At 75.1% G+C, this 24,775-nt stretch carries 24 protein-coding genes; 10 read left to right on the top strand and 14 right to left on the bottom strand.

The features are described 5' to 3' along the window. Window positions 1-74: 74 nt before the first annotated feature. On the top strand, window positions 75-350 hold the full coding sequence (locus tag AB0D28_RS06100) for an isoamylase early set domain-containing protein (RefSeq protein WP_278090439.1): 276 nt from the start codon (window positions 75-77) through the stop codon (window positions 348-350). Window positions 351-355: 5 nt separating this feature from the next. Here AB0D28_RS06100 and msrB read toward each other — a convergent pair whose 3' ends face one another. Beyond that, entirely contained in the window at window positions 356-766 is a 411-nt protein-coding gene (gene msrB / locus AB0D28_RS06105; RefSeq protein ID WP_357382715.1) for a peptide-methionine (R)-S-oxide reductase MsrB, read from the bottom strand. 47 nt (window positions 767-813) lie between these two features. Between msrB and ligD the strand changes: the two genes are divergently transcribed. After that, the gene (ligD, locus tag AB0D28_RS06110) at window positions 814-1,839 is read left to right on the top strand and encodes a non-homologous end-joining DNA ligase (protein WP_357382717.1); all 1,026 of its coding nucleotides are present in this window, start codon (window positions 814-816) and stop codon (window positions 1,837-1,839) included. A 126-nt stretch (window positions 1,840-1,965) separates the two neighbouring features. Here the strand turns inward: ligD and AB0D28_RS06115 are convergent, their stop codons facing one another. Continuing rightward, window positions 1,966-2,811 carry a hypothetical protein gene (locus AB0D28_RS06115; protein ID WP_357382719.1) on the bottom strand — a complete coding sequence of 282 codons (846 nt, stop codon included), beginning with the start codon at window positions 2,809-2,811 and terminating at the stop codon, window positions 1,966-1,968. A 270-nt stretch (window positions 2,812-3,081) separates the two neighbouring features. On the opposite strand from AB0D28_RS06115, the gene AB0D28_RS06120 reads away from it, so the two are divergent. Genes AB0D28_RS06120 through AB0D28_RS06135 form a run of 4 tightly spaced genes read left to right on the top strand, consistent with a single transcriptional unit; the run spans window position 3,082 to window position 10,709 of the window. Further along, a complete protein-coding gene (locus AB0D28_RS06120; RefSeq protein ID WP_357382721.1) occupies window positions 3,082-6,267 on the top strand; it encodes an FtsX-like permease family protein in 3,186 nt (1,061 codons plus the stop codon). Further along, entirely contained in the window at window positions 6,264-8,993 is a 2,730-nt protein-coding gene (locus tag AB0D28_RS06125; RefSeq protein WP_357382723.1) for an FtsX-like permease family protein, read from the top strand. The genes AB0D28_RS06120 and AB0D28_RS06125 overlap by 4 nt, the downstream gene beginning before the upstream one ends. Window position 8,994: 1 nt before the next feature. Next, window positions 8,995-9,984 carry an ABC transporter ATP-binding protein gene (locus AB0D28_RS06130; protein WP_357382725.1) on the top strand — a complete coding sequence of 330 codons (990 nt, stop codon included), beginning with the start codon at window positions 8,995-8,997 and terminating at the stop codon, window positions 9,982-9,984. Continuing rightward, on the top strand, window positions 9,984-10,709 hold the full coding sequence (locus AB0D28_RS06135; RefSeq protein ID WP_357382727.1) for an ABC transporter ATP-binding protein: 726 nt from the start codon (window positions 9,984-9,986) through the stop codon (window positions 10,707-10,709). The genes AB0D28_RS06130 and AB0D28_RS06135 overlap by 1 nt, the downstream gene beginning before the upstream one ends. A 47-nt stretch (window positions 10,710-10,756) precedes the next feature. On the opposite strand, the gene AB0D28_RS06140 is transcribed toward AB0D28_RS06135, so the two are convergent. Continuing rightward, on the bottom strand, window positions 10,757-11,209 hold the full coding sequence (locus AB0D28_RS06140; protein WP_357382729.1) for a GNAT family N-acetyltransferase: 453 nt from the start codon (window positions 11,207-11,209) through the stop codon (window positions 10,757-10,759). Window positions 11,210-11,256: 47 nt separating this feature from the next. Further along, window positions 11,257-12,405 carry a helix-turn-helix domain-containing protein gene (locus AB0D28_RS06145; RefSeq protein ID WP_357382731.1) on the bottom strand — a complete coding sequence of 383 codons (1,149 nt, stop codon included), beginning with the start codon at window positions 12,403-12,405 and terminating at the stop codon, window positions 11,257-11,259. 172 nt (window positions 12,406-12,577) lie between these two features. Here AB0D28_RS06145 and AB0D28_RS06150 point away from each other — a divergent pair, with 172 nt between their 5' ends. After that, window positions 12,578-13,852, top strand: coding sequence for a YncE family protein (locus tag AB0D28_RS06150; protein WP_357382733.1), 1,275 nt, complete (start codon window positions 12,578-12,580; stop codon window positions 13,850-13,852). A 44-nt stretch (window positions 13,853-13,896) separates the two neighbouring features. Here AB0D28_RS06150 and AB0D28_RS06155 read toward each other — a convergent pair whose 3' ends face one another. Together AB0D28_RS06155 and AB0D28_RS06160 are read right to left on the bottom strand one after the other, a co-directional pair. Continuing rightward, window positions 13,897-15,486 carry an alpha/beta hydrolase gene (locus AB0D28_RS06155; RefSeq protein ID WP_357382735.1) on the bottom strand — a complete coding sequence of 530 codons (1,590 nt, stop codon included), beginning with the start codon at window positions 15,484-15,486 and terminating at the stop codon, window positions 13,897-13,899. A gap of 34 nt (window positions 15,487-15,520) precedes the next feature. Further along, window positions 15,521-16,633, bottom strand: coding sequence for an ATP-dependent DNA ligase (locus AB0D28_RS06160; RefSeq protein WP_357382737.1), 1,113 nt, complete (start codon window positions 16,631-16,633; stop codon window positions 15,521-15,523). Window positions 16,634-16,769: 136 nt separating this feature from the next. Here AB0D28_RS06160 and AB0D28_RS06165 point away from each other — a divergent pair, with 136 nt between their 5' ends. Beyond that, complete coding sequence (locus AB0D28_RS06165; RefSeq protein WP_357382739.1) at window positions 16,770-16,982, top strand: hypothetical protein; 213 nt, start codon at window positions 16,770-16,772, stop codon at window positions 16,980-16,982. 121 nt (window positions 16,983-17,103) lie between these two features. Continuing rightward, on the top strand, window positions 17,104-17,526 hold the full coding sequence (locus AB0D28_RS06170) for an SRPBCC family protein (RefSeq protein WP_357382741.1): 423 nt from the start codon (window positions 17,104-17,106) through the stop codon (window positions 17,524-17,526). Here AB0D28_RS06170 and AB0D28_RS06175 read toward each other — a convergent pair. Next, entirely contained in the window at window positions 17,501-17,989 is a 489-nt protein-coding gene (locus AB0D28_RS06175) for a GNAT family N-acetyltransferase (RefSeq protein WP_357382743.1), read from the bottom strand. The genes AB0D28_RS06170 and AB0D28_RS06175 overlap by 26 nt on opposite strands. A 46-nt stretch (window positions 17,990-18,035) precedes the next feature. Here AB0D28_RS06175 and AB0D28_RS06180 point away from each other — a divergent pair, with 46 nt between their 5' ends. Beyond that, on the top strand, window positions 18,036-18,566 hold the full coding sequence (locus AB0D28_RS06180; RefSeq protein ID WP_357382746.1) for a DUF1990 domain-containing protein: 531 nt from the start codon (window positions 18,036-18,038) through the stop codon (window positions 18,564-18,566). A gap of 5 nt (window positions 18,567-18,571) precedes the next feature. Here AB0D28_RS06180 and AB0D28_RS06185 read toward each other — a convergent pair whose 3' ends face one another. From AB0D28_RS06185 to AB0D28_RS06215, 7 genes are all read right to left on the bottom strand, one after another. Then, the gene (locus AB0D28_RS06185) at window positions 18,572-19,486 is read right to left on the bottom strand and encodes a DNA-3-methyladenine glycosylase 2 family protein (protein ID WP_357382748.1); all 915 of its coding nucleotides are present in this window, start codon (window positions 19,484-19,486) and stop codon (window positions 18,572-18,574) included. Between the two features lie 151 nt (window positions 19,487-19,637). Then, entirely contained in the window at window positions 19,638-20,297 is a 660-nt protein-coding gene (locus AB0D28_RS06190; RefSeq protein WP_357382750.1) for a hypothetical protein, read from the bottom strand. A 203-nt stretch (window positions 20,298-20,500) separates the two neighbouring features. Beyond that, window positions 20,501-21,280, bottom strand: coding sequence for a zf-HC2 domain-containing protein (locus tag AB0D28_RS06195; RefSeq protein ID WP_357382752.1), 780 nt, complete (start codon window positions 21,278-21,280; stop codon window positions 20,501-20,503). Continuing rightward, complete coding sequence (locus AB0D28_RS06200; protein ID WP_047893132.1) at window positions 21,277-21,975, bottom strand: sigma-70 family RNA polymerase sigma factor; 699 nt, start codon at window positions 21,973-21,975, stop codon at window positions 21,277-21,279. The genes AB0D28_RS06195 and AB0D28_RS06200 overlap by 4 nt, the downstream gene beginning before the upstream one ends. Before the next feature lie 82 nt (window positions 21,976-22,057). Beyond that, window positions 22,058-22,915, bottom strand: coding sequence for a fused MFS/spermidine synthase (locus tag AB0D28_RS06205; RefSeq protein ID WP_357382754.1), 858 nt, complete (start codon window positions 22,913-22,915; stop codon window positions 22,058-22,060). Beyond that, entirely contained in the window at window positions 22,915-23,886 is a 972-nt protein-coding gene (locus tag AB0D28_RS06210) for a hypothetical protein (RefSeq protein WP_357382756.1), read from the bottom strand. The genes AB0D28_RS06205 and AB0D28_RS06210 overlap by 1 nt, the downstream gene beginning before the upstream one ends. A 25-nt stretch (window positions 23,887-23,911) precedes the next feature. Then, a partial coding sequence (locus AB0D28_RS06215) for an SMC family ATPase (protein ID WP_357382758.1) occupies window positions 23,912-24,775 on the bottom strand: 864 nt, incomplete at its 5' end.

A 24,775-nucleotide genomic window follows, 5' to 3' on the forward strand; every position in this document is an offset into this window, starting at 1 on the left:
CCGGCCCCACGGCGAGTCGCTCCCGGCGTGTCGCGCGTTGACCCCGGTGACCGCCGAACATCCCCGGAGGATTCGTGATCAAGCGCAACAGGCTCTTCGGCAACCAGACCCGGGTGACGTTCTCGCTGCCCCGGGACACCCCGGCCGGCACGGTGAGCGTGGTCGGCTGCTTCAACGGGTGGGAGCCCGGCCGGCACGAGCTGGTGCCGCGCCGCGACGGCACCCGTACCGTGACGGTCCGGCTGAAGCCGGGGGAGTACCGCTTCCGCTACCTCGCCACCGGCGGGGTGTGGCTGGACGACGAGGCCGCCGACCAGGTGGACGAGGCCGGCGGCCTGCTGCGGCTGTGACGCCGTCAGCCGGCGCTGGGCTCCAGCCGCACCGAGATCGAGTTGACGCAGTGCCGGGTGTCCTTCGGGGTGAAGCCCTCACCCTCGAAGACGTGCCCGAGGTGGCTGTCGCAGCGCGCGCAGCGGATCTCGGTACGCCGCATGCCGAGCGTGTTGTCCGGGATCTCCTTGACCGCGCCCGGGATGGCGTCGTCGAAGCTCGGCCAGCCGCAGTGCGAGTCGAACTTGTCGTCGCTGCGGAACAGTTCCAGCCCGCAGGCCCGGCAGCGGTAGACGCCGGGGGTCTTGGTGTCGACGTACTCACCGGTCCAGGGCGCCTCGGTGCCGGCCTCGCGGAGCACCCGGAACTCCTCGGGGCTCAGCCGCACGCGCCACTCGTCCTCGGTACGGGGCAGTTCGCTGTCGGAAAGACTCACCGTTCCACGGTACGTCGGGTGTCGGTGGCATCGCATATGGTCGCGTGATGGCGGGCAAGGGTGCGGTCGAGGAGATCGAGGTAGCCGGGCGCACGGTGCGGCTGAGCAGCCCCGATCGGGTGATCTTCCCGCAGCGCGGCTTCACCAAGGCCGACGTCTTCCGCTACTACGTCGCAGTCGGCGACGGGATCATGCGCGCCCTGCGCGACCGGCCCACCACGCTCCAGCGCTTCCCCGACGGCATCGAGGGGGAGATGTTCTTCCAGAAGCGGATACCCGCACGGGGCGTGCCGCCGTGGGTCCGCACCGCGCAGATCGCGTTCCCGAGCGGGCGTAAGGCCGACGAGCTGTGCCCGGCCGACCTGGCGCACGTGGCCTGGGCCGCGCAGATGGGCACAGTGGTGTTCCACCCGTGGCCGGTGCGCGCCGCCGACACCGACCGCCCCGACGAGCTGCGCGTCGACCTCGACCCGCAGCCGGGCACCGACTTCGCCGACGCGGTGACCGCCGCCGGTGAGCTGCGCGGTCTGCTCGACGAGCTGGGCGTGCCCGGCTGGCCGAAGACCTCCGGCGGCCGGGGCGTGCACGTCTACCTGCGCATCCAGCCGCGCTGGACGTTCGTGGAGGTGCGCCGCGCCACCATCGCGCTGGCCCGGGAACTGGAACGCCGCCGCCCCGAACTGGTCACCACCGCCTGGTGGAAGGAGGAGCGCGGCGAGCGCGTGTTCGTCGACTTCAACCAGACGGCGCGGGACCGCACCATCGCCTGCGCGTACTCGCTGCGCGCCAACGCCCGCGCCACCGTCTCGACCCCCGTCGACTGGGACGAGCTGCCGCAGGTCGACCCGGACGACTTCCACCTGGGCACGGTGCCGGCCCGGTTCGCCGAGCGCGGCGACCCGCACGCCGGCATCGACGACGCCCCGTGGGACATCACACCGCTGCTGGAGTGGGCCGAGCGGGACGCCGCCGACGGCCTGGGCGACATGCCTTATCCACCGGAATACCCGAAGATGCCCGGCGAGCCGAAGCGGGTCCAGCCGTCGAAGGACCGCGACCGCCCGCGCCCCTGACGCGCCTCCTTTCGGCGAGTGGAACACCATGGGTGTCTCCGGGGCCCTGAGACACCCATGACGTTCCACCCGACCGCGGGTGGGCGCGGCGAGGTGCCGCGTGCGCCGCGCTCGGGTGCCGCCGGCTCAGTCGAGGGCGGTGAGCAGGGCCCGGACCGAAGCGACGATGTGCCGAGGGCGGCGGTAGAGGTCGGTGGCGGTGTAGACGCGCACGCGCCAGCCGTGCTCGGCCAGCCAGTTGAGCCGGGAACGGTCGTGGTGCATCCGGCCGGGGTCGAGGTGGGATCGGCCGTCGTACTCCAGGCCGATGCGCCGACTCCGATAGCCCAGGTCGAGGCGGTAGATCGGCAGCCCGGCGGGGTCGGGAACCCACAGTTGCGGCTCCGGTGGCGGTAACCCGCCGTCGATCAGCAACAGGCGTAACTGGCTCTCCTGCCGGCACTCCGGGCGCGGGTCGGCGAGCGCGGCGAGTTGCCCCGCCTGTCGTACTCCCCGCAGGCCGGCATGCCATGCCACTTCGGCGAGCAGGTCCTCCCGGCGGCAGGCGCCGGCTCGGAGACAGAGATCCAGCACCGGCAGCGCGTCCGACCGCCGGATCACCCGGGCGAGGTCCACCGCGCAGCGGGCGGCGGGCGCGCAGGGGATCCCGGCGATCTCTGTCGCGTCCCGCACCGGCAGCACCGTCTGGTGCGTCGCCACGCCCCGGATCCGCCGTGCACTCGCACCGGGCGGCACGATCACGTGCACCCGATCGTCGGTGACCGCCCCGAACCGGTGCAGTCGCGCGCCGGTGTGGAATCCCGCGACGGTTCCCGGCGGCAGCCGCCGGAACAGGGCGCGCAACCGGCTCGCCTCGTCCTCCGTGCAGCCGTAGACACCCCGGGACAGCCGGCCCAGCCGTCCCGCCGACACCTGATGCCGGACCGCTCCCCGGCTCATCCCACCCGCCCGCAACTCCCCATACCGCCACACCCGCCCACCCTCCCGCCCCACGCCCCCGAAATTCCGCCCCTGTGGACAGCCCTCGCCCTGCCCCGTCGATCTTGGAGTCGTGGTCGTTCCCAAAAGGCACATAGAACGCATTCGAGGTGCCACAACTCCAAGATCGACGGGGAGGTGGCGGGCGGCGCGGCGAGAGGACGGCGAGGGACCGATAACGATCATGTAACGGGCGCGAACCTTTTGGTGGGTGTCACTGCTCTCTCTCGGCATCGGCCCGCCGGGGCCAGGAGAGGACGTCGGATGAAGCTGGTGTGGAGGCGGGCGGTAGAGGCCCGAGGGCTGCTGCTCGCCGCCGCTGTCGCGGCACTCGTCGCGGTCGCGCTCGTCACCGGGCTCTCCGACTACAACCGCCGGGCGGTCTCCGCGGGTGCCCGGGCGGTGCTGGACGCCGCCCCGGCCGAGGAGCGCAGCCTGCTGGTCAGCGGCTCCGGCGGGGCCGACGCCGCCGCGTTCGCCGAGCGGGACCGGGCGGTACGGGAACAGTTCGCGAACGGGCTCGGCGGCGCCCCGGTCACCGTGGCCGCGACCCGCTCCGGGACCGGCCGGGAGCTGACCGGTGACGTGGGCGCCGCCCGCACCGACGACGACCCGATGTTCGCCAACCTGGCCACGCTCGACGACCTGCCCGCGCACGCCGAGCTTGCCGCCGGGGCGTGGCCGGTGCCGGGCAGCGACCCGTTGCAGGTGACGTTGCCGGAGAAGGTGGCCGCGCAACTGAGCATCGAGATCGGGGAGCGGGTGCCGCTCTACGACAGGGGCGCGGAGCGCGCCGGCACCGTGGTGGTCGTGGGCACGTGGCGGCCCCGGGACGCGACCGAGGCGTACTGGCGTCTCGCCCCGGGGGTGGGGGAGAGCCAGGGCGACGCGGCGGTCACCTCGTACGGGCCGTTCGCGCTGGACCCGGCTGACTTCGCCCGTACCTTCACGGGTTCCACCTCGGCGGCCTGGCTGGTCGACCCGGACCTGGTGGCGGTCGAGCCGGCCCGGCTGCCCGCCGTGACGGCGGCGCTGGACGAGATCACCGGGAAGCTGCCCGACGCCACCGGGCTGGGCTCGTCGGCGCAGCAGGTCAGCCACCTGGACCGGCTCGTCGACCGGCTGAGCCGGGCCGATCTGGTGGGCCGGTCGGCGCTGCTCACCCCGCTGCTGCTGATCGTCGTGCTCGGCGGGTACGCGCTGGTGCTGGTGGCCGCCCTGTTGAACGAGGACCGGCGGGCACAGACCGCGCTGCTGCGGGCCCGGGGCGCCGCCCGGGGGCAGATCGCCGGGCTGGCCGTACGCGAGGCGACGCTCGTGGTGGCGCCGGCGCTGCTGCTGGCCCCGGCGCTGACCGGGCAGGCGATCCACTACCTGGGCGCGGACCTGGGGCTGGCCGACGGCGACCTGGCCCGGGTGTGGCTGGTGGCGGTCGGCGCGGCGACCGGCTGCCTGCTCGCCATGGTGCTGCCGGCGATGCGTCGGGCCGGCACGTACGTCGCGGACATGGCGTCCCGGTCCCGCCCCTCCCGGGGAGCGGCGGCGCAGCGGGCGAGCGTGGACATCGCGCTGGTGGCCCTCGCCGTGCTCGCCTGGACCCAGTTGCGGCAGTACTCGTCGCCGCTCGCCGGCGCGAACGGCAGCCTCGGCATCGACCCGCTGCTGGCCGCCGCGCCCACCATCGGCGTGCTGGCCGGCGCGGTGATCGCGCTGCGGCTGCTGCCGCCGACCACCCGGATCGCGGAACGCTTCGTGGACCGGCGGACGTGGAACGCCACCATGTTCGGCATGTGGCAGGCGGGCCGCCGCCCGCACGCCGGCCCGGTGCTGCTGCTCGCGCTCGCCGTCGGCGGCAGCACGCTCGCCTGGTCGCTCGTCGCCTCCTGGGAACGCTCGCAGCGCGACCAGGCGCAGCACACGGTCGGCGCGGACCTGCGGCTGACCGAGCGGGACGGCACCGCGCCCGCTGACCGGGCCGCGCAGCTGGCCGCCGTACCAGGCCTGGACCGGGCGCTGCCGGCCTGGCGCGACGACGTACGGGTGGGCCGTGAGGCCCGGCCGGCGACTGTGGTGGCGCTCGACACCGCCGCCGCGAAGGGGATGATCCGCCTCGACGACACCGGCGGCGACGCGTCCACAGCCGCGCTGCTGGACCGGCTCGCCGCCGGCCGGACCGCGCCGGTCGGCGGCGTCCTGCCGGCCGGGGCGAAGACATTCGCCGGCACCGTGCGCACCCCGGTCGAGAGCATGTTCGACAGGCCCCGGGTGGTGGTGACCGCGCTGTTCGTCACCGACGCCGGGGCCACCTGGCGGGTGCGGCTGGCCGAGGCCGGCGGCGACGGGAAGCCGGTACGTTTCTCCGTGCCGCTGCCCGACAGCGGCGGCGCCCCGCTGCGCCTGGCCGGCTTCGAGGCCGACGGCGGCGACGCCACCGGCAGCTCGTACCGGCTGCTCCTGGACGAGCTGCGGCTCACCGACGCCGCCGGGGCGGCCCTGCCACTGCCGGTGGAGGGGCCGTGGCGGGTGATCGACCCGGGCGCCGGGCCGCGCGGCACCGCCGAGGCGAGCCCGACCCGGATCGACGGGACGCAGGGCTTCGACGTGCCGGCCGGGCTGTTGCAGTTCGCCCGGGTGCCCTCGTCCCGGTTCGCGCTGGTGCCGCAGGCGCCGGACCGTCCGGTGCCGGTGCTCGTCACGCCGGGCGTGGCCGCCGCGATGAGCGTCAAGACCGGCGACACCGTCAAGCTGTCGGTCGCCGAGGTGACGCTGGAGGTCACTGTGGTCGGCCAGGTCGCCGCGATCCCGGGCACCGGCGGCGAGGGCGTGCTGCTGGACCTGCCGGCCGCCACCACCCAGCTCCTGGAGCGCAGCGGCGGCGTCCGGCCGGTGGCCGAGTGGTGGCTGGGCACCACGCCCGGCGGGCACGCCGCCGCCGCTGACGCGCTCGCCGCGACCGGCGGCACGGTGCTGCTGGACCGGCGGGCGGTGGCCGCGGAGGCCGCCGAGGATCCGTACTGGCAGGGTGCGCGCACCGGCCTGCTGGCCGCCGCGCTCGGCTCGGTGCTGCTCGCCCTGGTCGGCCTGGCTGTCGACGTCTGGGCCACCACCCGGCGGCGGCTCACCGAGTTCGCCGTGTTCAACACGCTCGGCGCGAACACGCGGCTGCTGGCGCGCGCGTACCTCGCCGAACAGACGTTCCTGGCCGCGATCGGCGTCGGCGTCGGGCTGCTCGTCGGCGCCCTCGTCGCGGCCACCATGGTGCCGCTGGTGATCCTCACCCCGGCCGCCGGCCGGCCGGTGCCCGAGGCGGCCTTCACAGTGCCCTGGGTGCCGATCGGGACGACGGCCGCCGGGCTGCTGCTCGCCGCGCTCGCCTTCGCCGCCCTCATCACCACCGGCATCCGCCAGCGGGTCGCCGCCGCGCAGCTCCGGATCGGAGGAGAACGATGAGCCTTCCTGGTGCCGCGCGCCGGGTTCGCGCGTACGGGGGGCAGTTCCTGCTGCTCGCCGTCCTGACCCTGGTGACCGCCCTGCTGATCACCGGGGTGCCCCGGGTCGCCGACCGGCTGACCGGGCAGGGGCTCACCGAGTACGTGGCCGGTCAGCCGGTGGCCCGCCGGGACCTCACGTACAGCACCGCGCCGGACGCTGTGCCGGCCTCGGCCCAGCCCGTCGTCGCCAGCCGGGGAAGCCAGCTCGCGGCGATCGAGGAGAAGATGCCCGCCGAGGTACGCGACACGATCGGCGAGCGCTGGTTCGCGGCGCAGACCGTGCCCGGACGGCTGCGCGGCCCGACGCTCAGCGCCGACAAGGGACTGATCGACGTGCATCTGCGCGCCGGCACCGGGATCAAGGAGGCGGCCACCCTTGTCGACGGGCGGTGGCCGGAACGTCCCGTCGCCCCGGCCCGTACCGTCGAGGTGACGCTCGCCGAGACGATCGCCGGCACGCTCGGCGTGACGACCGGCGACCGGTTCCTGCTCCTGATCCTCGATCCGGACGGCAACGTGCTGAAGTCCCTCCCGGTCCAGCTGGTCGGCGTGTGGCGGCCGAACGACCCGGCCGACGGCGTCTGGGACACGCTGCCGTCGATGCTGAAGCTCACGCCGCCGGAAGGCGACGGCAAACCGTTCGTGGGCGTCGCCTACACCGCCGACGGCGGCGTCGACGAGGCCGCCGCGACCGGCTGGCCGGTGAGCTTCGGCTGGCGCTACCGGATCGCCCCGGAACGGCTCGAACCGGGCCGCCTCGACGAGCTGATCGCCGGGGTCGACGGGCTGAACCGCGCCCTGCCCACCGAGGTCACCGTGACGCTCAGCCAGGGCGTGGACATCCCGCTGCGGCGCTTCGCCGACTCGCTGGCCGCCGCGCGTACCCTGCTCGCTGTCATCGCCGCCGGGCTGCTCGCCACGCTGGCCGGGCTGACGCTGCTCGCCGCCCGGCTGGCCGCGCGCCGCCGCCGCGCCGAGTTCCACCTGATCCGGGCGCGCGGCGGCTCGACCGGCGCGGTGCTGCGCCGCGGCCTGGCCGAATCGCTGCTGGTGCTGCCGGCCGCCGCCGGGATCGGCTGGCTGCTCGGCGGGCTGCTGCCCGGCGCCGGGGCGTCGTGGTACTGGGTGGTGATCGCCGGGCTCCTGGCCACGCTGCTGCCGCCGCTCGCCGCGCTCGCCGTGGGCCGCCGGGCCGGTGGCCGCGCCGACCTGGGCGGCCGGTCGCCCGCCGTCCGGCTCACCGTCGAGGTGGCGGTGCTCGGGCTCGCCGTGCTCGGCGCGTTCCTGCTGCGCCGCCGTGGGCTCACCGCCGGGTCGGTGGACCCGCTGCTGGTGTCCGTACCGGTGCTGCTGGCGATCGCGGCGGCGCTGCTGGCGCTGCGCGCGTACCCCTGGCCGTTACGGCTGGCCAGCCGCGTCGCCGCCCGGGCGCGCGGCAGCGTCGCCTTCCTCGGCACCGCCCGCGCGGGCCGGGCCGCGACCACCGGGCCGCTGGTCGTGGTGGTGCTGGCCGTCGCCACCGCCGCGTTCTGCGGCGTGGTGGCGACCGGCATCGAGACCGGCCGGGACACCGCCGCCGCCCAGGCCGTGCCCGGTGACCTGCTGGTACGCGGGGAGCGCTTCACGCCGGACACGGCCGGGGAACTGGCCGCGCTGCCCGGGGTACGCGCTGTCGCGCCGGTGCTGACCATCCCGGCCGAACGCCCCTACGCCGACCAGGCCGGGCGTCCCGCCCCGGTCACCGAGCTGCGCGTGGTGCTCGTGGACGGGGAGCGGTTCGCCGAGGTGGCGCGGCAGGCCGGCGTACCGGTGGACGTGCCCGACCCGGTGCGGGCCCGCGCCGACGGGAGCACGCCGCTGCCGGCGCTGGTGTCCCCGGCGGTGGCCGGGGACCTGGCCGACGCCGGGCTCGCCGACGCCCGCGGCGAGCGACCCGCCTGGCTGGACGTGCAGGGCAACCGGCTGCCGGTGCGCACCGCCGCCACTGTCGACGGGTTCGCGCTCGTGGGCGAGGGCGTACGCCGGTTCGTGGTGCTGCCGTGGCCGGCGTTGCCGGCCGACGCCCCGCACCAGCTCGCGCCGACCGGTTTCGTGCTCGCCGGCTCCGGCGTGGACCCGGCCGAGGTGGACCGGGTCGCGGGCGAGGGACAGCGACGCTACCTGCGCATCGGCGGCGTCGACGCCGGGGACCAGGCCCGCGCGCCGGAGGTGACCACCCGGTCGACGGTCCGCGCCGACCTCGGCGGCACCGGCGTGAACGGCCTGCTGGTGTTCGGCTTCGCCCTCGGGGCCGGGGGCGGCGCCGTGCTGGGGCTGCTCGGGCTCGCGCTCGCGGTGCTCGCCGGTGCCCGCTCGCGCGGGCAGGTGCTGTCCCGGCTGCGCACCATGGGCCTGTCCCGCCGGCAGTGGCGCGGACTGCTCATGGTGGAGCTGACCCCGCTGGTGCTGGTGTCGGTGCTCACCGGAGCGGTGGTCGGCGCGTTGCTGCCGCTGCTGCTCACACCGGTGCTCGGACTGCCCGCCTTCACCGGCGGCGTGGACGTGCGCCCGGGTTTCGAACCCGGCCTGGTGGCCGGGGTGTCGGTGCTGGCCATGCTGGCCCTCGGCTTCGCGATCGCCGTGGAAGCCGTGAACAACCGCCGGTTGCGCCTCGGTGAGGTGCTGCGGCTCGGAGAGGAGAGCTGAGATGACCGCGACCGCCGAGGCGTCCGTACCGGATCTGGCGTCCCTGCAACAGCGTGCCGCCGAGCGTGCCGCCGAACGGGCCGGCGGGCGGGACCGGCTGCGCGGGCACATCGTCTGCGACGGTTTGGTGCGCATCTTCAAGACCGAGGGCGTCGAGGTCTTCGCCCTCCAGGGCCTCGACCTGGTGATCGACAGGGGTGAACTGGTCGCGATCGTCGGCGCCTCCGGCTCCGGCAAGTCGACGCTGCTGAACATCCTGTCCGGCCTGGACACCCCGACCGCCGGCATCGCCCGGGTCGCCGACTACGACCTGCTGTCGCTGTCGAACAAGCGGAGGCTGGCGTACCGGCGGGACGTGGTCGGGTTCATCTGGCAGCAGACCGGCCGCAACCTGCTGCCGTACCTGACCGCGCTGGAGAACGTCGAGCTGCCGATGAAGCTGGCCGGGCGGGCCGGCGGGCGGCGCAAACGGCGGGAGCGGGCCCGTGAGCTGCTGGAGATGGTGGGCGTCGGCTACTGCGCGGACCGGCGGCCGGGCCAGATGAGCGGCGGCGAGCAGCAGCGCTGCGCGGTCGCCGTGGCGGTGGCGAACGACCCGGAGATCCTGTTCGCCGACGAGCCGACCGGCGAGCTGGACGAGGCCACCGGCGCGGAGGTCTTCGCCGCGCTGCGCACCATAAACGCCGAACTCGGCGTCACCATCGTGGTGGTCACCCACGACCACGCCGTGGCCGGCCAGGTCCGCCGTACCGTCGCGATCCGCGACGGCCGGACCGCCTCCGAGGTACGCCGGACCGCGCGCGTCACCGCCGACGGCGGCACCGAGATGGTCAGCGAGGAGTACGCGGTGCTGGACCGCACCGGCCGGATGCAGCTGCCCGCGCAGTTCGTGGAGGCGCTGTCCCTGCGCGACCGGGTTCGGCTCAACCTGGAACCCGACCACGTCGAGGTGCGCCCCGGCGACCGGGCGCACGCCGAGGAGAGTGAGTGATGACCGACCAGACCGAGGTGCTGCCGGCGGCGCCGGTGAGCGCCGTCGAGGACGTGGTCCGGGTCGAGGGGGTGAGCCGCACCTTCGGCAAGGGGGAACACGCCGTGCACGCCGTGCGGGACGTCTCGTTCACGGCGGGACGCGGCGAGCTGGTCGCCGTCCGGGGCCGCTCCGGCGCCGGCAAGACCACGCTGCTGAACCTCGTCGGCGGCCTGGACCGGCCGGACGCCGGGCGGATCCGGGTGGCCGGGCACGACGTCACGGGGGCCGGCGAGCGGGAACTGCTGGCGTTGCGCCGGGGCACCGTCGGGTTCGTGTTCCAGACGTTCGGGCTGGTGCCGATCCTGTCCGCCGCGGAGAACGTCGGGGTGCCGCTGCGGCTGGCGAAGGTGCCGGCGGCCGAACGGGAGCAGCGGGTGGCGGTCCTGCTGGAACTGGTCGGGCTGGGCGGGCACGCCGCGCAGCGCCCGTACGAGCTGTCCGGCGGGCAGCAGCAGCGGGTGGCGGTGGCGCGGGCGCTGGCGAACGAGCCGGACCTGCTGATCGCCGACGAGCCGACCGGTCAGCTCGACTCCGAGACCGGCCGGTCGATCATGGACCTGCTCCGGGCGGTGGTGCACGCCCGGGGCATGACCGCGCTCGTGGCCACGCACGACCCGGCGCTGATCGAGCTGGCCGACCGTACGCTCACGCTGCGCGACGGCCGGCTGGTGCCGGAGGACTGACCCGGGGTGCCGGGCCGCTCGCCTTCGGGTGGCGGCCCGGTGCCGGATCAGAGCGCCAGCTTCATGCCCTCGTGGCTGGCCACGAAGCCCAGGTCACGATAGAACCGGTGCGCGTCGGCGCGCTGCTTGTCGGTGGTGAGCTGCACCAGCGCGCAGCCGTGCTCCCGGGCCCGGTCGATCGCCCAGCGCATCATCGTCCGGCCCAGCCCACGGCCGCGCCGGTCGGAGCGGACCCGCACCGACTCGATCAGGCACCGCTGCGCGCCGTGCCGGCCCAGCCCCGGGATGTACGTGAGCTGGAAGCAGCCCACCAGCTCCCCGCCGTCGTCGGCGACGATCAGGTGGTTACGCGGGTCGGCGTCGAGGTCGGCGAAGGCCCGCTCGTACGCCTCGTCCACCTCGGGCAGGTCGCGGGTGCGGCCCAGCACGTCATCGGCGAGCAGCGCGAGCACGGCGGGCAGGTCGGCGCGGACCGCCTCCCGGAAGATCACCTCGGTCACCGGGCCAGCCTGGCACAGCGCCGCGCCCCGGTACGGCCCGGGCGGCGTCAGCCGACGTCCAGCCAGCTCCGCAGCGCCCACCACCAGTGCACGGTCTCCGGCACTGTGCACCGGGCCCCCTCCTCGACCGGTGGCCCGCCGGTCAGCTCCCGCAGCCGCCGCAGCCGGTAGCGCACCGTGTTCGGGTGGACGTGCAGCTCGGCGGCGGTCTGGTCGAGCCGCTGGCCGTGGTGCAGCCAGGCGAGCGCGGTGACTGCCAGCTCCCGGTGGAAGTCGTCGGCCGGGTCGAGCGCGCCGAGCAGGCTCGCCCGCAGCAGCTCGGCGAGCAGCGGCTGGGCGGCGAGCGCGGTCTCCCCGGCCAGGTCGGTGACCTGACGCAGCCCGCGCAGCCGGCGGTCGGTCGCCGTGGCCAGCGCCGCCAGGCAGAGCGCGTACATGTCGGGGGCCCGCGCCAGCGGTTGCGCGGGCGCCACAAGTGTCAGCACGTCGGCCGGTACGGCGTCGGGCGGTCGCGGCAGCAACCCGGCCAGCCGGTCCTCGACCGTGCCGAGCAGGCCGCCCCGCGTGGTGAGCTGCCGGTGCAGCGTGTACGCCCGGACCGGGTCGGGTGGCGCGGCGACCAGGCAGTGGTAGCGCCCGTCCGGCCGCAGCCCGAACCGGGTCAGCTCGGCCGTGGACAGTCCCGCCGGTCCGTCGCGCAGCAGCCGCCGCAGCAGGTGTGTCCGGGCCGCCGCGCCGGTGCGTACCAGTTCCCGCTCCGCGCCGCGGTGCCCGTCGACCACGGCCCGCTCCACGGCCGCGGCGTACCGGCCGATGGTGAGCAGCCCTTCCAGCAGCACCTCGTCCGGGATGCCGGCGGCCCGCCCGTGCCGGACCACCAGCTCCACCGCCCGGTCCCGCCCGGCCTGCACGCCGCTCAGCAGGCCGGCCACCGAGACGCCCTGCGCGGCCCGTTCCGCGCCCAGCCGACGGGCCTCGGTGAAGTCGCGTCCGGCCGGGTCCTCGCGGCGTTCCAGCGCGCCCAGGCCGCTTGTCAGCAGCAGCACGACCTGGCGGCGTACCTCCTCGGCGGGAAGCCGGGCCACCTCGGGGGAGTCGGCGCGGGCCGCCCGCGCCACCTCGTCGACGGCGGCCGGATCGGCGGACAGGTCGCGCAGCAAGGCCCCGAACGTCGGGGCCTGTCCGGTCCGGGTCATCGGCACCCCGCCGCCCTCCGTTGTCGACGCGGCACAACCGGGCCGCGCGGACGTTGGCGTCGGATCCCTAGCCCCGGCGGGCGGCCGGTTGCTCTCCTGGTTGTTACCGCAAGGTAACACCGCTCGCGCCACTGAGAAACGTCGATGCCGTACCGGCTGCCAGGAGGCGTCCATGACCCCCGTGCCACAGCACCCGTCCCGTACCCGCCGCCGCGCCGGCCTGGCCGTGCTGGCCGCGCTCGCCCTGATCGCACCGGCGCCCCTGGTGACGGTGCCCGCGCCGGCCGCCGCCGCGGTCACGCTCCAGGAGGTGATGTTCGTCGGCAACAACTGGGACGGCACCGCCGACGTCATCAGGTCCCGCGGCGACTACGCCAGGCTCGGCCGGATCAACGTGATCCCGGACCGCGCCGCCCGACTGCGCGAGATCTACCTCAACCCGGTCAAGCTGGCGTTCTTCCTCGGCATCCGGCAGGGCCCCGGAGAGGGCCACGACCAGCTCATCGACGACATGTACACCACACCGGACGGCACCGCGCTCGTGGTGTCCCGGCCCAGCTTCGCCGACGTCGTCTCGATCGACCTGGCCACCGGCGCGCTGCGCTGGCGGTTCCCGGTCTCCGGCTACCGCGCCGACCACATGGCCGTCTCACCCGACGGCACCCGCGTCGCGGTCTCCGCCTCCACCTCCAACACGGTGCACGTCCTCGACATCCGCACCGGCGCGCAACTGGGCTCGTTCGGCGCCGGTGACAAGCCGCACGAGAACATCTACACCGACGGCGGCACCCGGCTGTGGAACATGTCCATCGGGGAGGTCAACACCGACCTGGACGCGCCGTGGCTCGACTGGACAAAGGGCGACCGCCGGATCACCGTCGCCGACACCAGCACGTACCAGGTGGTCAAGGTGATCGACATGCGCGACCGGTTGGACGCCGCCGGCCGCAAGGACCTCTCCGACGCGGTCCGTCCCGCCGTGTTCACCCCGGACGGCAGCCGGCTCTACTTCCAGGTGTCCTTCTTCAACGGCGTGGTCGAGTACGACGTGGCCACCGACCGGGTCACCCGCGTCGCCACGCTGCCGAAGAACCCGGCCACCAGCGAGGACCGCACCACCTGGGTAAACGACTCCCGGCACCACGGCCTGTCGATGAGCCCCGACGGCACCCGGATCTGCGTCGCCGGCACCATGGACGACTACGCCACGGTGCTCGACCGGGCCACGCTGCGCGAGGGCCCGCTGGTGCCCGCGAGCAAGCCGTACTGGGCCACCGTCAGCGGGGACGGCCGGGACTGCGTGATCTCCGAATCCGGCGCGGACCAGGTCACCGCGATCAACTTCGCAACCGGGCAGAAGGTCGCCAGCGTGCCGGTCGGCGACCACCCCCAGCGCGTGCGCGTCGGGCACATCCCGCAGGGCTGGACGCCCCCGGCCGCCGGCTGATCACGCCCGTGGCCGCCGGCTCGCTCACGCCGCCGGCCGCGCCGTCACCGGGCGGGGCAGCGCAGCCCCTCCCGGGGGACGGTGAGCGAGATCAGGTACGCGTCGACGGCAGCCGTCACGCACGAGGTCTGCGGGTAGGCGGTGTGCCCCTCGCCCTCCCAGGTGAGCACCCGTCCCACACCGAGCATCGACGCGAGCGCGGGCGTCTGCTCGTACGGCGTCGCCGGGTCGCCTGTGGTGCCGACCACGAGGATCGGCGGGGCGCCGTTCGCCCGGCCGGTCGGGTACGGGTCCCGTTCGCCGGGCCACTCCACGCAGCCCAGCATGCCCATCGCCAGGGCGGCGCCGAACAGCGGGTATTTCTGCCGCCACTGCGACTGCAACTGGCGGACCTGATCGAGGGTCGGCTTCTCGGTCTCGTCCGCGCAGTTGACCGCCAGGTTGGCGTCGAACAGGTTGGAGTAGTGCCCGTCGGGCTCGCGGCCCGCGTACGAGTCGGCCAGCTTGAACACGCCGTCCGGGTCGCCGCCCTGCAGGTCGTCGATCGCCCGGGCCAGCTCCTGCCAGCCCTGCTCGGTGTAGAGGGAGGAGATCACCGCGTAGAAGATCCAGCCGGCGGTGGCCTCCCGGCCGCCCTGACCGCGTACCGGAGAGGTCCTCGCCTTGTCGATCTCGGCGGTGATCGCGCCCCGGGCGTCCGGGGCGATCGGGCAGCCGCCGGCGTTCGTCGCGCACCACTTGGTGAAGTTGTCGAACGCCCGCTCGAAGCCCTTCGCCTGGCTCTCCGACCCGGCGATCAGCTTCTGCTGCGGGTCGACCGCGCCGTCGAGCACCAGGGCGCGCACGCGCTGCGGGTAGAGCTGCGCGTAGGTGGCGCCGAGCAGCGTGCCGTAGGAGTAGCCCAGGTAGGTCAGTTTGTCGTCGCCGACCGCCGCGCGGACCGCGTCCATGTCCCGCGCGGCCTGCTCGGTGCCGTAGAGCGGGAGCTGGTCGCCGTACTTCGCGCCGCACCGCTGGCCGATGCGCCGGTTGAGGTCGACGAAGCCGTCGAACGACGACTGGCTCCGCGGGTCGGGGTCGTAGCCGAAGCTCGCATCGAGGTCGGCGTCGGAGATGCACTTGACCGGGCTGGACCGGGCCACACCACGCGGGTCGAAGCCGACGATGTCGAACCGGTCCGTGATCGCCGTCGGCAGGCCGCCGAACGCCGGACCGAAGGAGAGGTAGACGGCGGTGTCGACACCGGAGGCCCCGGGACCGCCGGGGTTGACCACAAGCGACCCGATCCGGTCGCGTTGCTTGGTCGAGCGTGCCCGGATCAGCGCGATCTCGAACGTCTCGCCCGCGCCCGGCCCGGCGGTCGCGCCGGTGGTGGCCCCGGTGCCCCAGTTGCGCGGCACGGCGATCCGGGCACACTCGTAGCGCATGTCCGTCGCGCCCCGGCCGACCAGCTCGTCGGGCACCTCCGGGCAGGCCCGCCAGTTCGCGGCGGCCCCCGGCGGGGCGGCCTCGCCCTCGCTCTCGGCGCGCGGAGCGAACGCCGGCAGCGTGCATCCGGCGGTGAGCACCACCGCCGCGACGAACGCGGCCAGGACGGGCCGGAACCGGCGGGTCCGGTCGGGGAAGCGTGTCACGTCGGCGCCTTCCATGATCGTGTCGACGGTCAGGCTACGCCCGGCCGCGGGCGTCACCGACCGTCGCCGCCGGATCGCCGCGCAGCACCTCGTCGACGTCGTAGCGGATCGGGCGGTCGAGCTGGCCGTAGTCGCAGGAGCGGGGATCGCGGTCGGGGCGCCACCGCAGGAAGCGGGCGGTGTGCCGCAGCCGGTCGCCCTCCATCGCGTCGTACGCCACCTCGACCACCAGCGCCGGGCGCAGCGGCTCCCACTCCAGGTTCTTGCCGCCGGTCCACCGGCTGACCCCGCCCGGGATCCGCTGGCCCCGCTCGTGGTCGCCGTGCACCCACGGGTGCTCGTCGCCGACGTCGCGGCAGGGCTCCAGCTCGTCGAGCAGCTCCTTGCGGCGGGCCATGGTGAACGAGGAGCTGACGCCGATGTGGTGCAGCACGCCGTCGTCGTCGTAGAGACCGAGAAGCAGCGAGCCGACCACCGGCCCGGACTTGTGCCAGCGGAAACCGGCCACCACCGCGTCCATGGTGCGCGCGTGCTTGACCTTGAACATGAGCCGCTTGCCCGGCTCGTACGGCAGGTCGGCCGGCTTGACGATCAGCCCGTCCAGCCCGGCGCCCTCGAACACGTCGAACCAGCGGCGGGCCGTCTCCGGGTCGGTGGTCACCTGGGTCACGTGCACCGGTGGGCGCACCCCGGACAGCGCCTGCTCCAGCCGCTCCCGGCGGCGGGGGTAGGGCTGCTCGGTGAGCAGCTCGTCGTCGATCGCCAGCAGGTCGAACGCGACGAAGTCGGCCGGGGTCGTCTCGGCCAGCAGCTTCACCCGGGAGGCGGCCGGATGGATGCGCTGGGCCAGCAGCTCGAAGTCGAGCCGCGGCTGCCCGCCCGGCCCGTCCCGCCGGATCACGATCAGCTCGCCGTCGACCGCGCACCGGGGCGGGAGCTGCCGGCGGGCCTGCTCGACCACCTCGGGGAAGTAGCGCGTCATCGACTTGCCGCCCCGGCTCGCCAGCTCGACCTCGTCGCCGTCGCGGAACACGATGCAGCGGAAGCCGTCCCACTTCGGCTCGTAGGTGAGGCCGTGGTCGGTGGGCAGCTCGGCCACGCTCTTCGCCAGCATCGGCTCGACCGGAGGGTTGATCGGCAGGTCCACGGCGACCAGTCAACCAGACCCCACCGACAGTGGTGAGGCAGATCACCGCCGGTCGTCGGGCGGCGTGTCCCGTCCCGGCCGTGTTCGTCACCGCCGCCCGAATGGTGAAACCGCAGGTCAGAGCTACCGTCGCGGCGTGCCGGAGTGGAGTTGCGGATGCTGCGGGCGCTGGCGGGTCAGCGTCGAGTTGATCCGTGGCCGCTACCGCTACCGGCTGGCGCACCGCTACCCGCCCGAACGCGGCGGCGGCGTCAATGTCCTGGGCGAGGTCGGCTCGGTCACCGAGCTGGAACGCCTGCTGACGCGGTACGCCCCGGTCACCCTGGCCGACCTCCACGAGGCCGCCTGACCCCCACGAGGCCGCCTGACCCCCACCCGCTCCCCGTCGGCCGGGGTCGCCCGGAGCAGGGCGGCGCGGGGTGGGGCTCGGGCATAGGCTGAGGGGACCGTCCACGGGGAAGGGAAAGCCCATGCGGTTCGCCGAGTCCGTCGAGATCGCCGCCGACGTCGAGCGGGTCTGGGACGTGCAGAGCGACGTCGAGCGCTGGCCGGAGTGGACGCCCTCGGTCACCGCCGCGCGCCGGCTGGAGCCCGGTCCGCTGATCCTCGGCTCGACAGCCCGGCTGGAGCAGCCACGACTGCGCCCGGCGGTGTGGCGGGTCGTGGAGATCTATCCGCCGTACTCGTTCGCGTGGGAGTCGGCGAGTCCCGGCGTGCGCACCCGTGGTGAGCACCGGCTGATACCGCTGGAGGACGGGCGGACCCGGGCCGAGCTGGTGCTTGTACAGACCGGTCCGCTGGCCTGGCTCGTCGGGCTGCTCGGCGGCTCGACCATGCGCCGCTACCTGCGCCAGGAGGCGGACGGCCTCAGACGCCGCTGCGAGCAGGACTGACCGTCTTCTCCAGCACGGCGAGGCGGTTGCCGTTCTCGTCCGGCCGGTGCGCCACCACCCGGTAGCCACGGCCCGCGTACAGGGACAGGTTCGCCGCGCTGTCCGCGCCGGTGAACAGCGCGAACCGGGTCACCCGGCCGGCGCAGGCGTGCTCGACGGCGTCCAGCAGCCGCCCGCCGACGCCCCGGCCCTGCTGGTCGGGCGCGACCGAGAGGCGGCCGACGTGTGCGGTGCCGCCGTCGACGCGGGCGCGTACCGAGCCGACCAGGCGGGTGCCGCACCGGGCGGCGAGCACCACGTCCGGGCCGGTGAGCGCGGCCCGCACCTCGTCCAGCGTCTCGGTCAGCGGGGGCAGGAAGACGTCGCGGTAGCGCTGCGCCTCCACCAGGTACGCGGCACGCTGCACGGTGAGGATCTCCCCGGCGTCGGCGAGGCCGGCGGGGGCGATGGTCACGTCGGTCACCGGCTCAGCTCACCACAGCCCGCCGGGGCGGCCGTACCCTGGCGGGGTGTTCTCCACGAGCGAGGGGGTGACCGGCGTGCCGGAGCTGACGTACCCGGAGGTGGGCGCGACCCGCGACGGCGGCCTGCCGGCCGGCTACCACCACCTGCGCCACCGGGTCCGGCTGCCGGACGGCGGATTCCCGCTGGCGGCGGACGCCGTGCTGGGCTGGCGGCTGCACCGCGCGGCCGGCGTGGTGATGCGCGCGGACGCGCCGCGCGCCGCCCCCGGGGTGCGGGTCACGCCGGGCGTCGGTGTCGGCCCGGTGCGGCTGTGGGGCCCGACCGAGGTGGTCTGGACGGTGGACGAGCCGGACCGGGCCGGGTTCGGCTACGGCACGCTGCCCGGGCACCCGGAGGTCGGCGAGGAGGCGTTCCTGGTGACCCGGGGCGCTGACGGCGTCTGGTTCGAGGTGACCGCGTTCAGCCGCCCCGCCCACTGGTACGTGCGGGCCGGCGGGCCCGTCGTGCTGGGATTCCAGCGGTTGTACGCCTGGTGGCTGGGGCGGACGCTGCGGCGGCTGTGCCGGCGGAGCTGAGACGGTCAGTAGCGGGCGAAGGAGCGGATCGGGGCGCGCGGGCCGTACTTCGGTGCCTGGACGCCCGCCGCCTCCAGCAGCACGCACACCCGGCCCCGGTGCCCCCGGAACGGCTCCAGCAGCGCCAGCATCCGGGCGTCGTCGCCGCGCGGCTCACCGGCCAGCGCCCACGCCACTGTGTTCGGCACGTGGTAGTCGCCGACGCTCACCGCGTCCGGGTCCCCGTACGCGATCCGCACCACCTCGGCGGCGGTCCACGGCCCGATCCCGGGGATCGCGGTGAGCCGCCGGGTCGCCTCCGCCGAGTCGGCGCAGCGTTCCAGCCGGTCCGCGACGGCAGCCGCGCGGCGTAGCGTGTCGGCGCGCCGCTGTTCCACCCCGAACGGGTGGAACACCCAGTACGGCGTGGCCGCCACCGCGCCCGGCTCCGGCGGCAGCAGCAGTGGTTGCAGCGGGCCGGGCGCGGGCTCCCGGAAGTGCCGCACCGTCGCGGCGTACGCCCGGTACGCCTCCTTGCCGGTGACCTTCTGCTCGAAGACCGCCCGCAGCAGCCGGGGGAAGATCTGCCCGGTGGCCGGCATCCGCAGCCCGTGGTGCGTGTGGGCGAGGCGGGCCACCAGCGGGTGCACGGCGGCGAGCGCGGCGAACCCGGTCAGGTCGTCGCACAGCCCGGCGATCCGGTCGGCCCGCTCGACGACCCAGCCGGCGCCCGGGCCGTACCCCTCGGCGGTCAGCTCGCCGGCCTCCGGGCGCAGCGCCAGCGTGGCCGGGCCGTCCGGGGTGCGGGTGGCCCACCAGAACGTGCCGGCGGCGATCCGCGCGCACGGGTCGTACGGGCTGAACGTGAGCGCCCGCACCGACGCGGCCAGCCGGTAGCCGGCCGGCGGGCGCAGCGTACGGCGGGCGTCGGGCGAGGTCACCCGGCCACTCTGCCACGCGACCCGGCCGTGACGCCGGGCACGCCCCGCGTGCCGGGAGGCGGGCCGATGCCGGTACGCCCCGCCTCCCGGGTCCGCGACGGTGACCGGCCGCGCCCTCCCCGGCGGCGACCGGTCACCGTGTCCTGGCGGCTCAGTACGAGTAGTCCGAGCCGCCGCCGGAGCTGTTCGAGCTGCCCGCCGCGGGCGGCGCGACCGGCTTGGGCGTGCCGGTCGGCAGGCAGGTCAGGTTCTTCTTGCCGTTCGGGTCGACCACGAACCAGGTGCCGCCGACGCCCTGGCCCTTCCACTGGCCCGGCTTCTTGTCGCCGATGTAGCGGTAGACCGGCCAGCCGCCGATGGTGAGCTGCCGGGTGCCGTCCTGGCGGGTGATGGTGCCGACCTTGTCGTCGGAGACGCCCCGCAGCTTCGGGTTGCCGTCGGTGAGCGACGGCGGCCAGACCTCGGCGCACTTGTCCACGCAGTTGGACTGCGGCGGGTCGTCGGAGTCCTTGTCGAACCGGTACAGCACCCAGCCGTCCTGGTCGGTGACGACGCGGCCCATCCGGGGCAGCTTCTTGCCGACCAACTCGTCGGTGATCTTCACGTTGGACGGGGGCGCCTTGTCCGCGACCGGCTCCTCCTCGGGAGCCGCCGACGCCTCCGGTTCGGCCGCCGCTGTGGGTTCGGCCGCGGCCACGGCGACCGGCTCGGCCGCGCCCGAGTTCGCCCCGTTGTAGCCTGCTGGGGCGCAGGCCGTAAGTGCGACCATCGCGCTCGCGACGATGACGGTCGTCCGCATGTGGTGTGCCACGTGCCCTCCTCGTTCTTGGCAGTTCGCCGAGTAGTACGGGCGCTGCGCTGTCAAGGTTGAACCCGTACGGGTGGCACATTTCACAGTGGACCGATTGAACCGACAGGCGTCGCCGCGCGTGCGTCAGCACGAGGGGGTCCGCCGGCCGGGCACGACGCGACGGCGCCGGGTGGCTCAGCCACCCGGCGCCGCTCAGCGTTCGATCAGATGTCGTCCACAGTCACCAGCGGACTGGCCACCCCGTTCGCGTCGACCGACTGCACCTGGAGCTTGTCGATGTCGCGCACCGGGGCCGAGGTGGACGCGTTCAGCTCCAGCGGAAGCTGGTTCTGGTTCGTCCCGTAGCCGCCGACCGGCACCGACCAGGTGCTGATCACCTCGCTGGTGGCGTTCTTGCGGACCACCACCAGCCGGCACGTGCGCGGCCCCGGCAGGCGGCTCAGCTGCACCGCGATCTGCGTGCCGTACTCCTTGCGGGCCAGCCACATGGTGGTCTGCACGCCGGTCGCCGGATCGGTCGCGTTGTGCTTGTCGCCCTCGATGTCCTGTGGCCCGCCGACGCCCGGGTCGTTCGGGTTGCCCGGCTCGCCGCTGGACGCCACAGTCGGCGCGGCCTGCGTCGGCACCGCCTGCGGCGGCGCCGGATCGTCGCCCAGCATCCCGGCCGCCGCCGCGCTCGCGCCGCCGAACACCACCACTGCCGCCGCGGTCGCCAGCAACTGCCGCACCCGGGTACGACGGCGGTCCCGCCGCACCGCCATCAGCGTCCGGTCCAGCAGCGCCGGATCGGTGTGCGTCTGCTCCAGCGCGGCCATCGCCTCGCCGTCGATGCCGGAGAGCAGCCCCACCACCGGGACCATCGTCTCCAGTTCCGCCGCGCAGGCCCAGCAGGTGGCCAGATGCTCCTCGAAGCGCTCTGTGTCCTGCGGATCCAGCACGCCGAGCGCGTACGCGGCGACGTCCATGTGATCGGCCCGGCTCATTCGGTCACCCCCCTCTCCTGCAGAGCCGTGCGCAGCGCGCGCAGCGCGTAGTAGACCCGCGACTTGGCGGTGCCGAGCGGAAGCCCCAGCTCCTCGGCCGCCTCCGGCACGGTGCGCCCCCGGAAGTACGTCGCCACCAGGATCTCCCGGTGCGACTGGCTCAGCGTACGCAGCGCGTCCGCGACGGTCATCGTGCGCAGCACCCGGTCGGTGCTGTCCGACTCGGCGAACATGGTCAGATCCCGGTCGTACGTCTCGGGCGGGCGGGCCTGCTCGCTGCGGTGCTCGTCGATGGCGATCCGCCGGGCCACAGTGACCAGCCACGGACGCAGCGAGCCCTGGCCCTGCACGCCGAGGCGGTGCGCGTTGCGCCACGCCCGCAGCAGCGTCTCCTGCACGATGTCCTCGGCGCGCTGCCGGTCCCCGCCGGTCAGCCGCATCACGAACATCAGCAGCGGGCCGGCGTGCTCGGCGTACAGCAGGCGGATCAGCTGGTCGGAGTGGCTGGCCTCGGCCGAGGTCGCCTGGTGGCGTCCGGGGGCGGGTCGCGGCGGCACCGGGTCATTCTGGCGATCGGCGGACCGGGCGTCGACCCCCCGGCCCGAACGCGAGGCGCGCGAGTGTGGTTGTGCCCGGGCGAACATCCACTCGGGCCGCGCCACCTCGCCGTGCCAGCCGGCCGCCACCGCATGCATGCAGACCTCCGCTGTCCAATGACATCAGCCGGCCCCCCACGGGCATGGCCGCCCGGTGATACGCAGCGGCCAGCCGATCGGATCAACGTTTGACCGAGAAAATTCCCGGCGGCGGGGGAGTGGAGTCGACGGCGTCCGCGTCGTGGACCACCGGCGCGCCCCCGGCGAACCGGTCCAGCTCGGCGCCGGCCAGCACCCGGCCGGGGAACCAGTCGCCCGCCGCCCGCCGGGTCAGCTCCGGCACCGGCGGCTCCACCCGGGACGCCACCAGCACCAGGTTGCCGTAGCGCCGGCCGCGCAGCACCGCCGCGTCGCCGACCAGGCAGGCCCGGGGCAACACGGTCCGCACGGTGGCGACCTGCGCCCGGGCGTGCCGCAGCGGCGGGCCGTCGGCCACGTTCGCCAGATAGCTGCCGCCGGGCGCGAGCACCCGGGCCACCTCGGCGGCGTACTCCACCGAGGTCAGATGCGCGGGGGTACGGGCGCCGGCGAACACGTCCGCGACGATCACGTCGTACGCGCCGTCCCGGCTCGACGTCAGCGTCGCCCGCGCGTCGGCCACCCGGACCCTCAGGCGCGGATCCGACGGCCAGGGCAGCTCGCGGCGGACCAGCTCCACCAGTGCGCCGTCCACCTCGGACACCCGCTGCGACGAGCCCGGCCGGGTGGCGCGCACGTACCGGGGCAGGGTCAGCGCGCCGCCGCCCAGATGCAGCACCCGCAGCGGCGCACCGGCCGGCGCCACCAGGTCCAGTGCGGCGGCCAGCCGCCGGACGTACTCGAACTCCAGGTGCGCCGGGTCGGTCAGGTCCACGTGCGACTGCGGCGCGCCGTCCAGCAGCAGCGTCCACGAGCCCGGACGGTCGGGGTCCGGCACCAGCTCGGCCCGCCCGGTGTCGACGTCGGCGACCACCCGGTCGGCGTCGCGTCGCCGGCCCATCAGCGCCGCATCCCGCGCGCCGCGCCGGTGAGCACCCGGTGCAGCAGACGCGCGTCGCCGAGCATCCCGCGCAGCCGCCGTTCCAGCCCGGCGATCGGCACCAGGTTCTGCGGGGCACGCGGATCCTTGTACGGGGTGGAGGCGAACCGGGGCAGCGTCACCAGCGACAGGTCGGCCAGCGCCACCGCCTCCGGCACTGTGAGGTCGGCCGAGCACTCCACCCGCACGATGCCCGCCCACGGCGCTCCGGCGCGCACCGGCAGGCGCAGATACCACGACCAGCCGCCCCACGCCGTGCCCAGCCGGAACACCGGGCAGCGCTCACCCGGCGCCAGCCCGGTCACCACGGCGGTGAGCCGGGCGTCGAGATACTGGCTGTGCTGCGTCTTGATGTACCCGAGCGTGCGCGGCAGGTTTCGCCGGCTGCGCAGCGGGCCGTCCACCACCAGCAGGTCGCCGTCGGTGCGTACCGCGTCGGAGACGGCCACCTCCAGCGCGGTCAGCGGCGCCTGCACCGCCGCGGGCAGCTTGCTCAGCTCACCGGTGCCGCTGACCCGGTGCACCGGGTAGCGGACCGTCCCGGCGACCACGTCCTGCGCCGACGGGCTCGCCGTGAACAGGCCCCGGCCCACCCGGGCGCCGGCCAGCTCGGCGGCGCCCCGGTCCAGGTCGCAGCGCACCACACCGGCCGCGTACGAGGCGGCGATGCCGGGGAACGAGCCGCCGTCCTCCTCAGCCGTCCAGACGCTGGCGTCGATCCGGCGTACCCCGTCGACGAGCAGCACCACGTCCGGCGACCGCACGTCCGCGCGGGGGCCGATCGCCCGCCAGTCGGTGGCCGGCAGCTCGACGTCGGCCTCGACCTGGGCGCTGCTCGGCGCGGCCGGCCCGGACCCGCCCGCCGCCTCGAACGACGCGCCGTACGACGGATCCCAGGCGTCGACGTAGAACGCCGGCGACGGCCCGGTCACGCGGCGCTCCGCCGGGACGTGCCGGTCACAGGCCGGTCCGTTCCACGCGGGCCGTCCGCGCGTCCTTGCGGACCTCGAACCGGACCGGGATGCGCTCGGCCAGCGCCGGCACGTGGGTGACCACGCCGACCATCCGGTCGCCCCGGGCGGCCAGGTTCTCCAGCGTCGCCGCGACCGTGTCCAGCGTCGCCGCGTCGAGCGTGCCGAAGCCCTCGTCCAGCACGATCGACTCCAGGCTCGCGGCGGTGGTGGACATGCCGGCGAGCTGCTCGGACAGCGCCAGCGCGAGCGCCAGCGACGCCTGGAACGTCTCCCCGCCGGACAGCGTCCGCACCCCGCGCCGCAGCCCGGCGTCGTGGTGGTCGACCACGAAGAACTCGCCCTTGTCGTGGACCAGGTCGTACTGCCCGCCGGACAGCTCCCGCAGGATCCCCGACGCGCCGTCCACGAGCAGGTCCAGCGCCTCGGTGAGCAGCCAGCGCTCGAAGTTGTTGGCCCGCAGGTGCGAGGCGAGCGCCCGCGCCACCCGCGCCTCGTGCTCGTGCCCGGCCCGCTGTTCCCGCAGCCCGGCGGCCTGCTCGCGGCGCTCGTCCAGGCGGCGCAACTCCGCCTCGGCCCGCTCCACCGCCACCGCCACGTCGCGCGGCGCGTCCCGCGGGGCGTCCAGCCCGGCCGCGGTGAACAACGCGGCGATCCCGTCGGCCACCTCGGCCGCGGCCCGCTGCGCCGCCTCCACCGAGTCGGCCAGCCCGTCCCGCTCCGCGCGCCGCGCCCGCGCCTGCTCGCCGGCCCAGCCGGCCAGCGCCGCCCACGCCGCCGCCACGTCGTCCCGGTCGGCGGCGGGCGGCCCGAACCGGGCCAGCCCGTCGCGTACCGCGTCGAAGTCGCG

The organism is Micromonospora sp. NPDC048169 (assembly GCF_040652815.1).
Taxonomy (GTDB): Bacteria; Actinomycetota; Actinomycetes; order Mycobacteriales; family Micromonosporaceae; genus Micromonospora.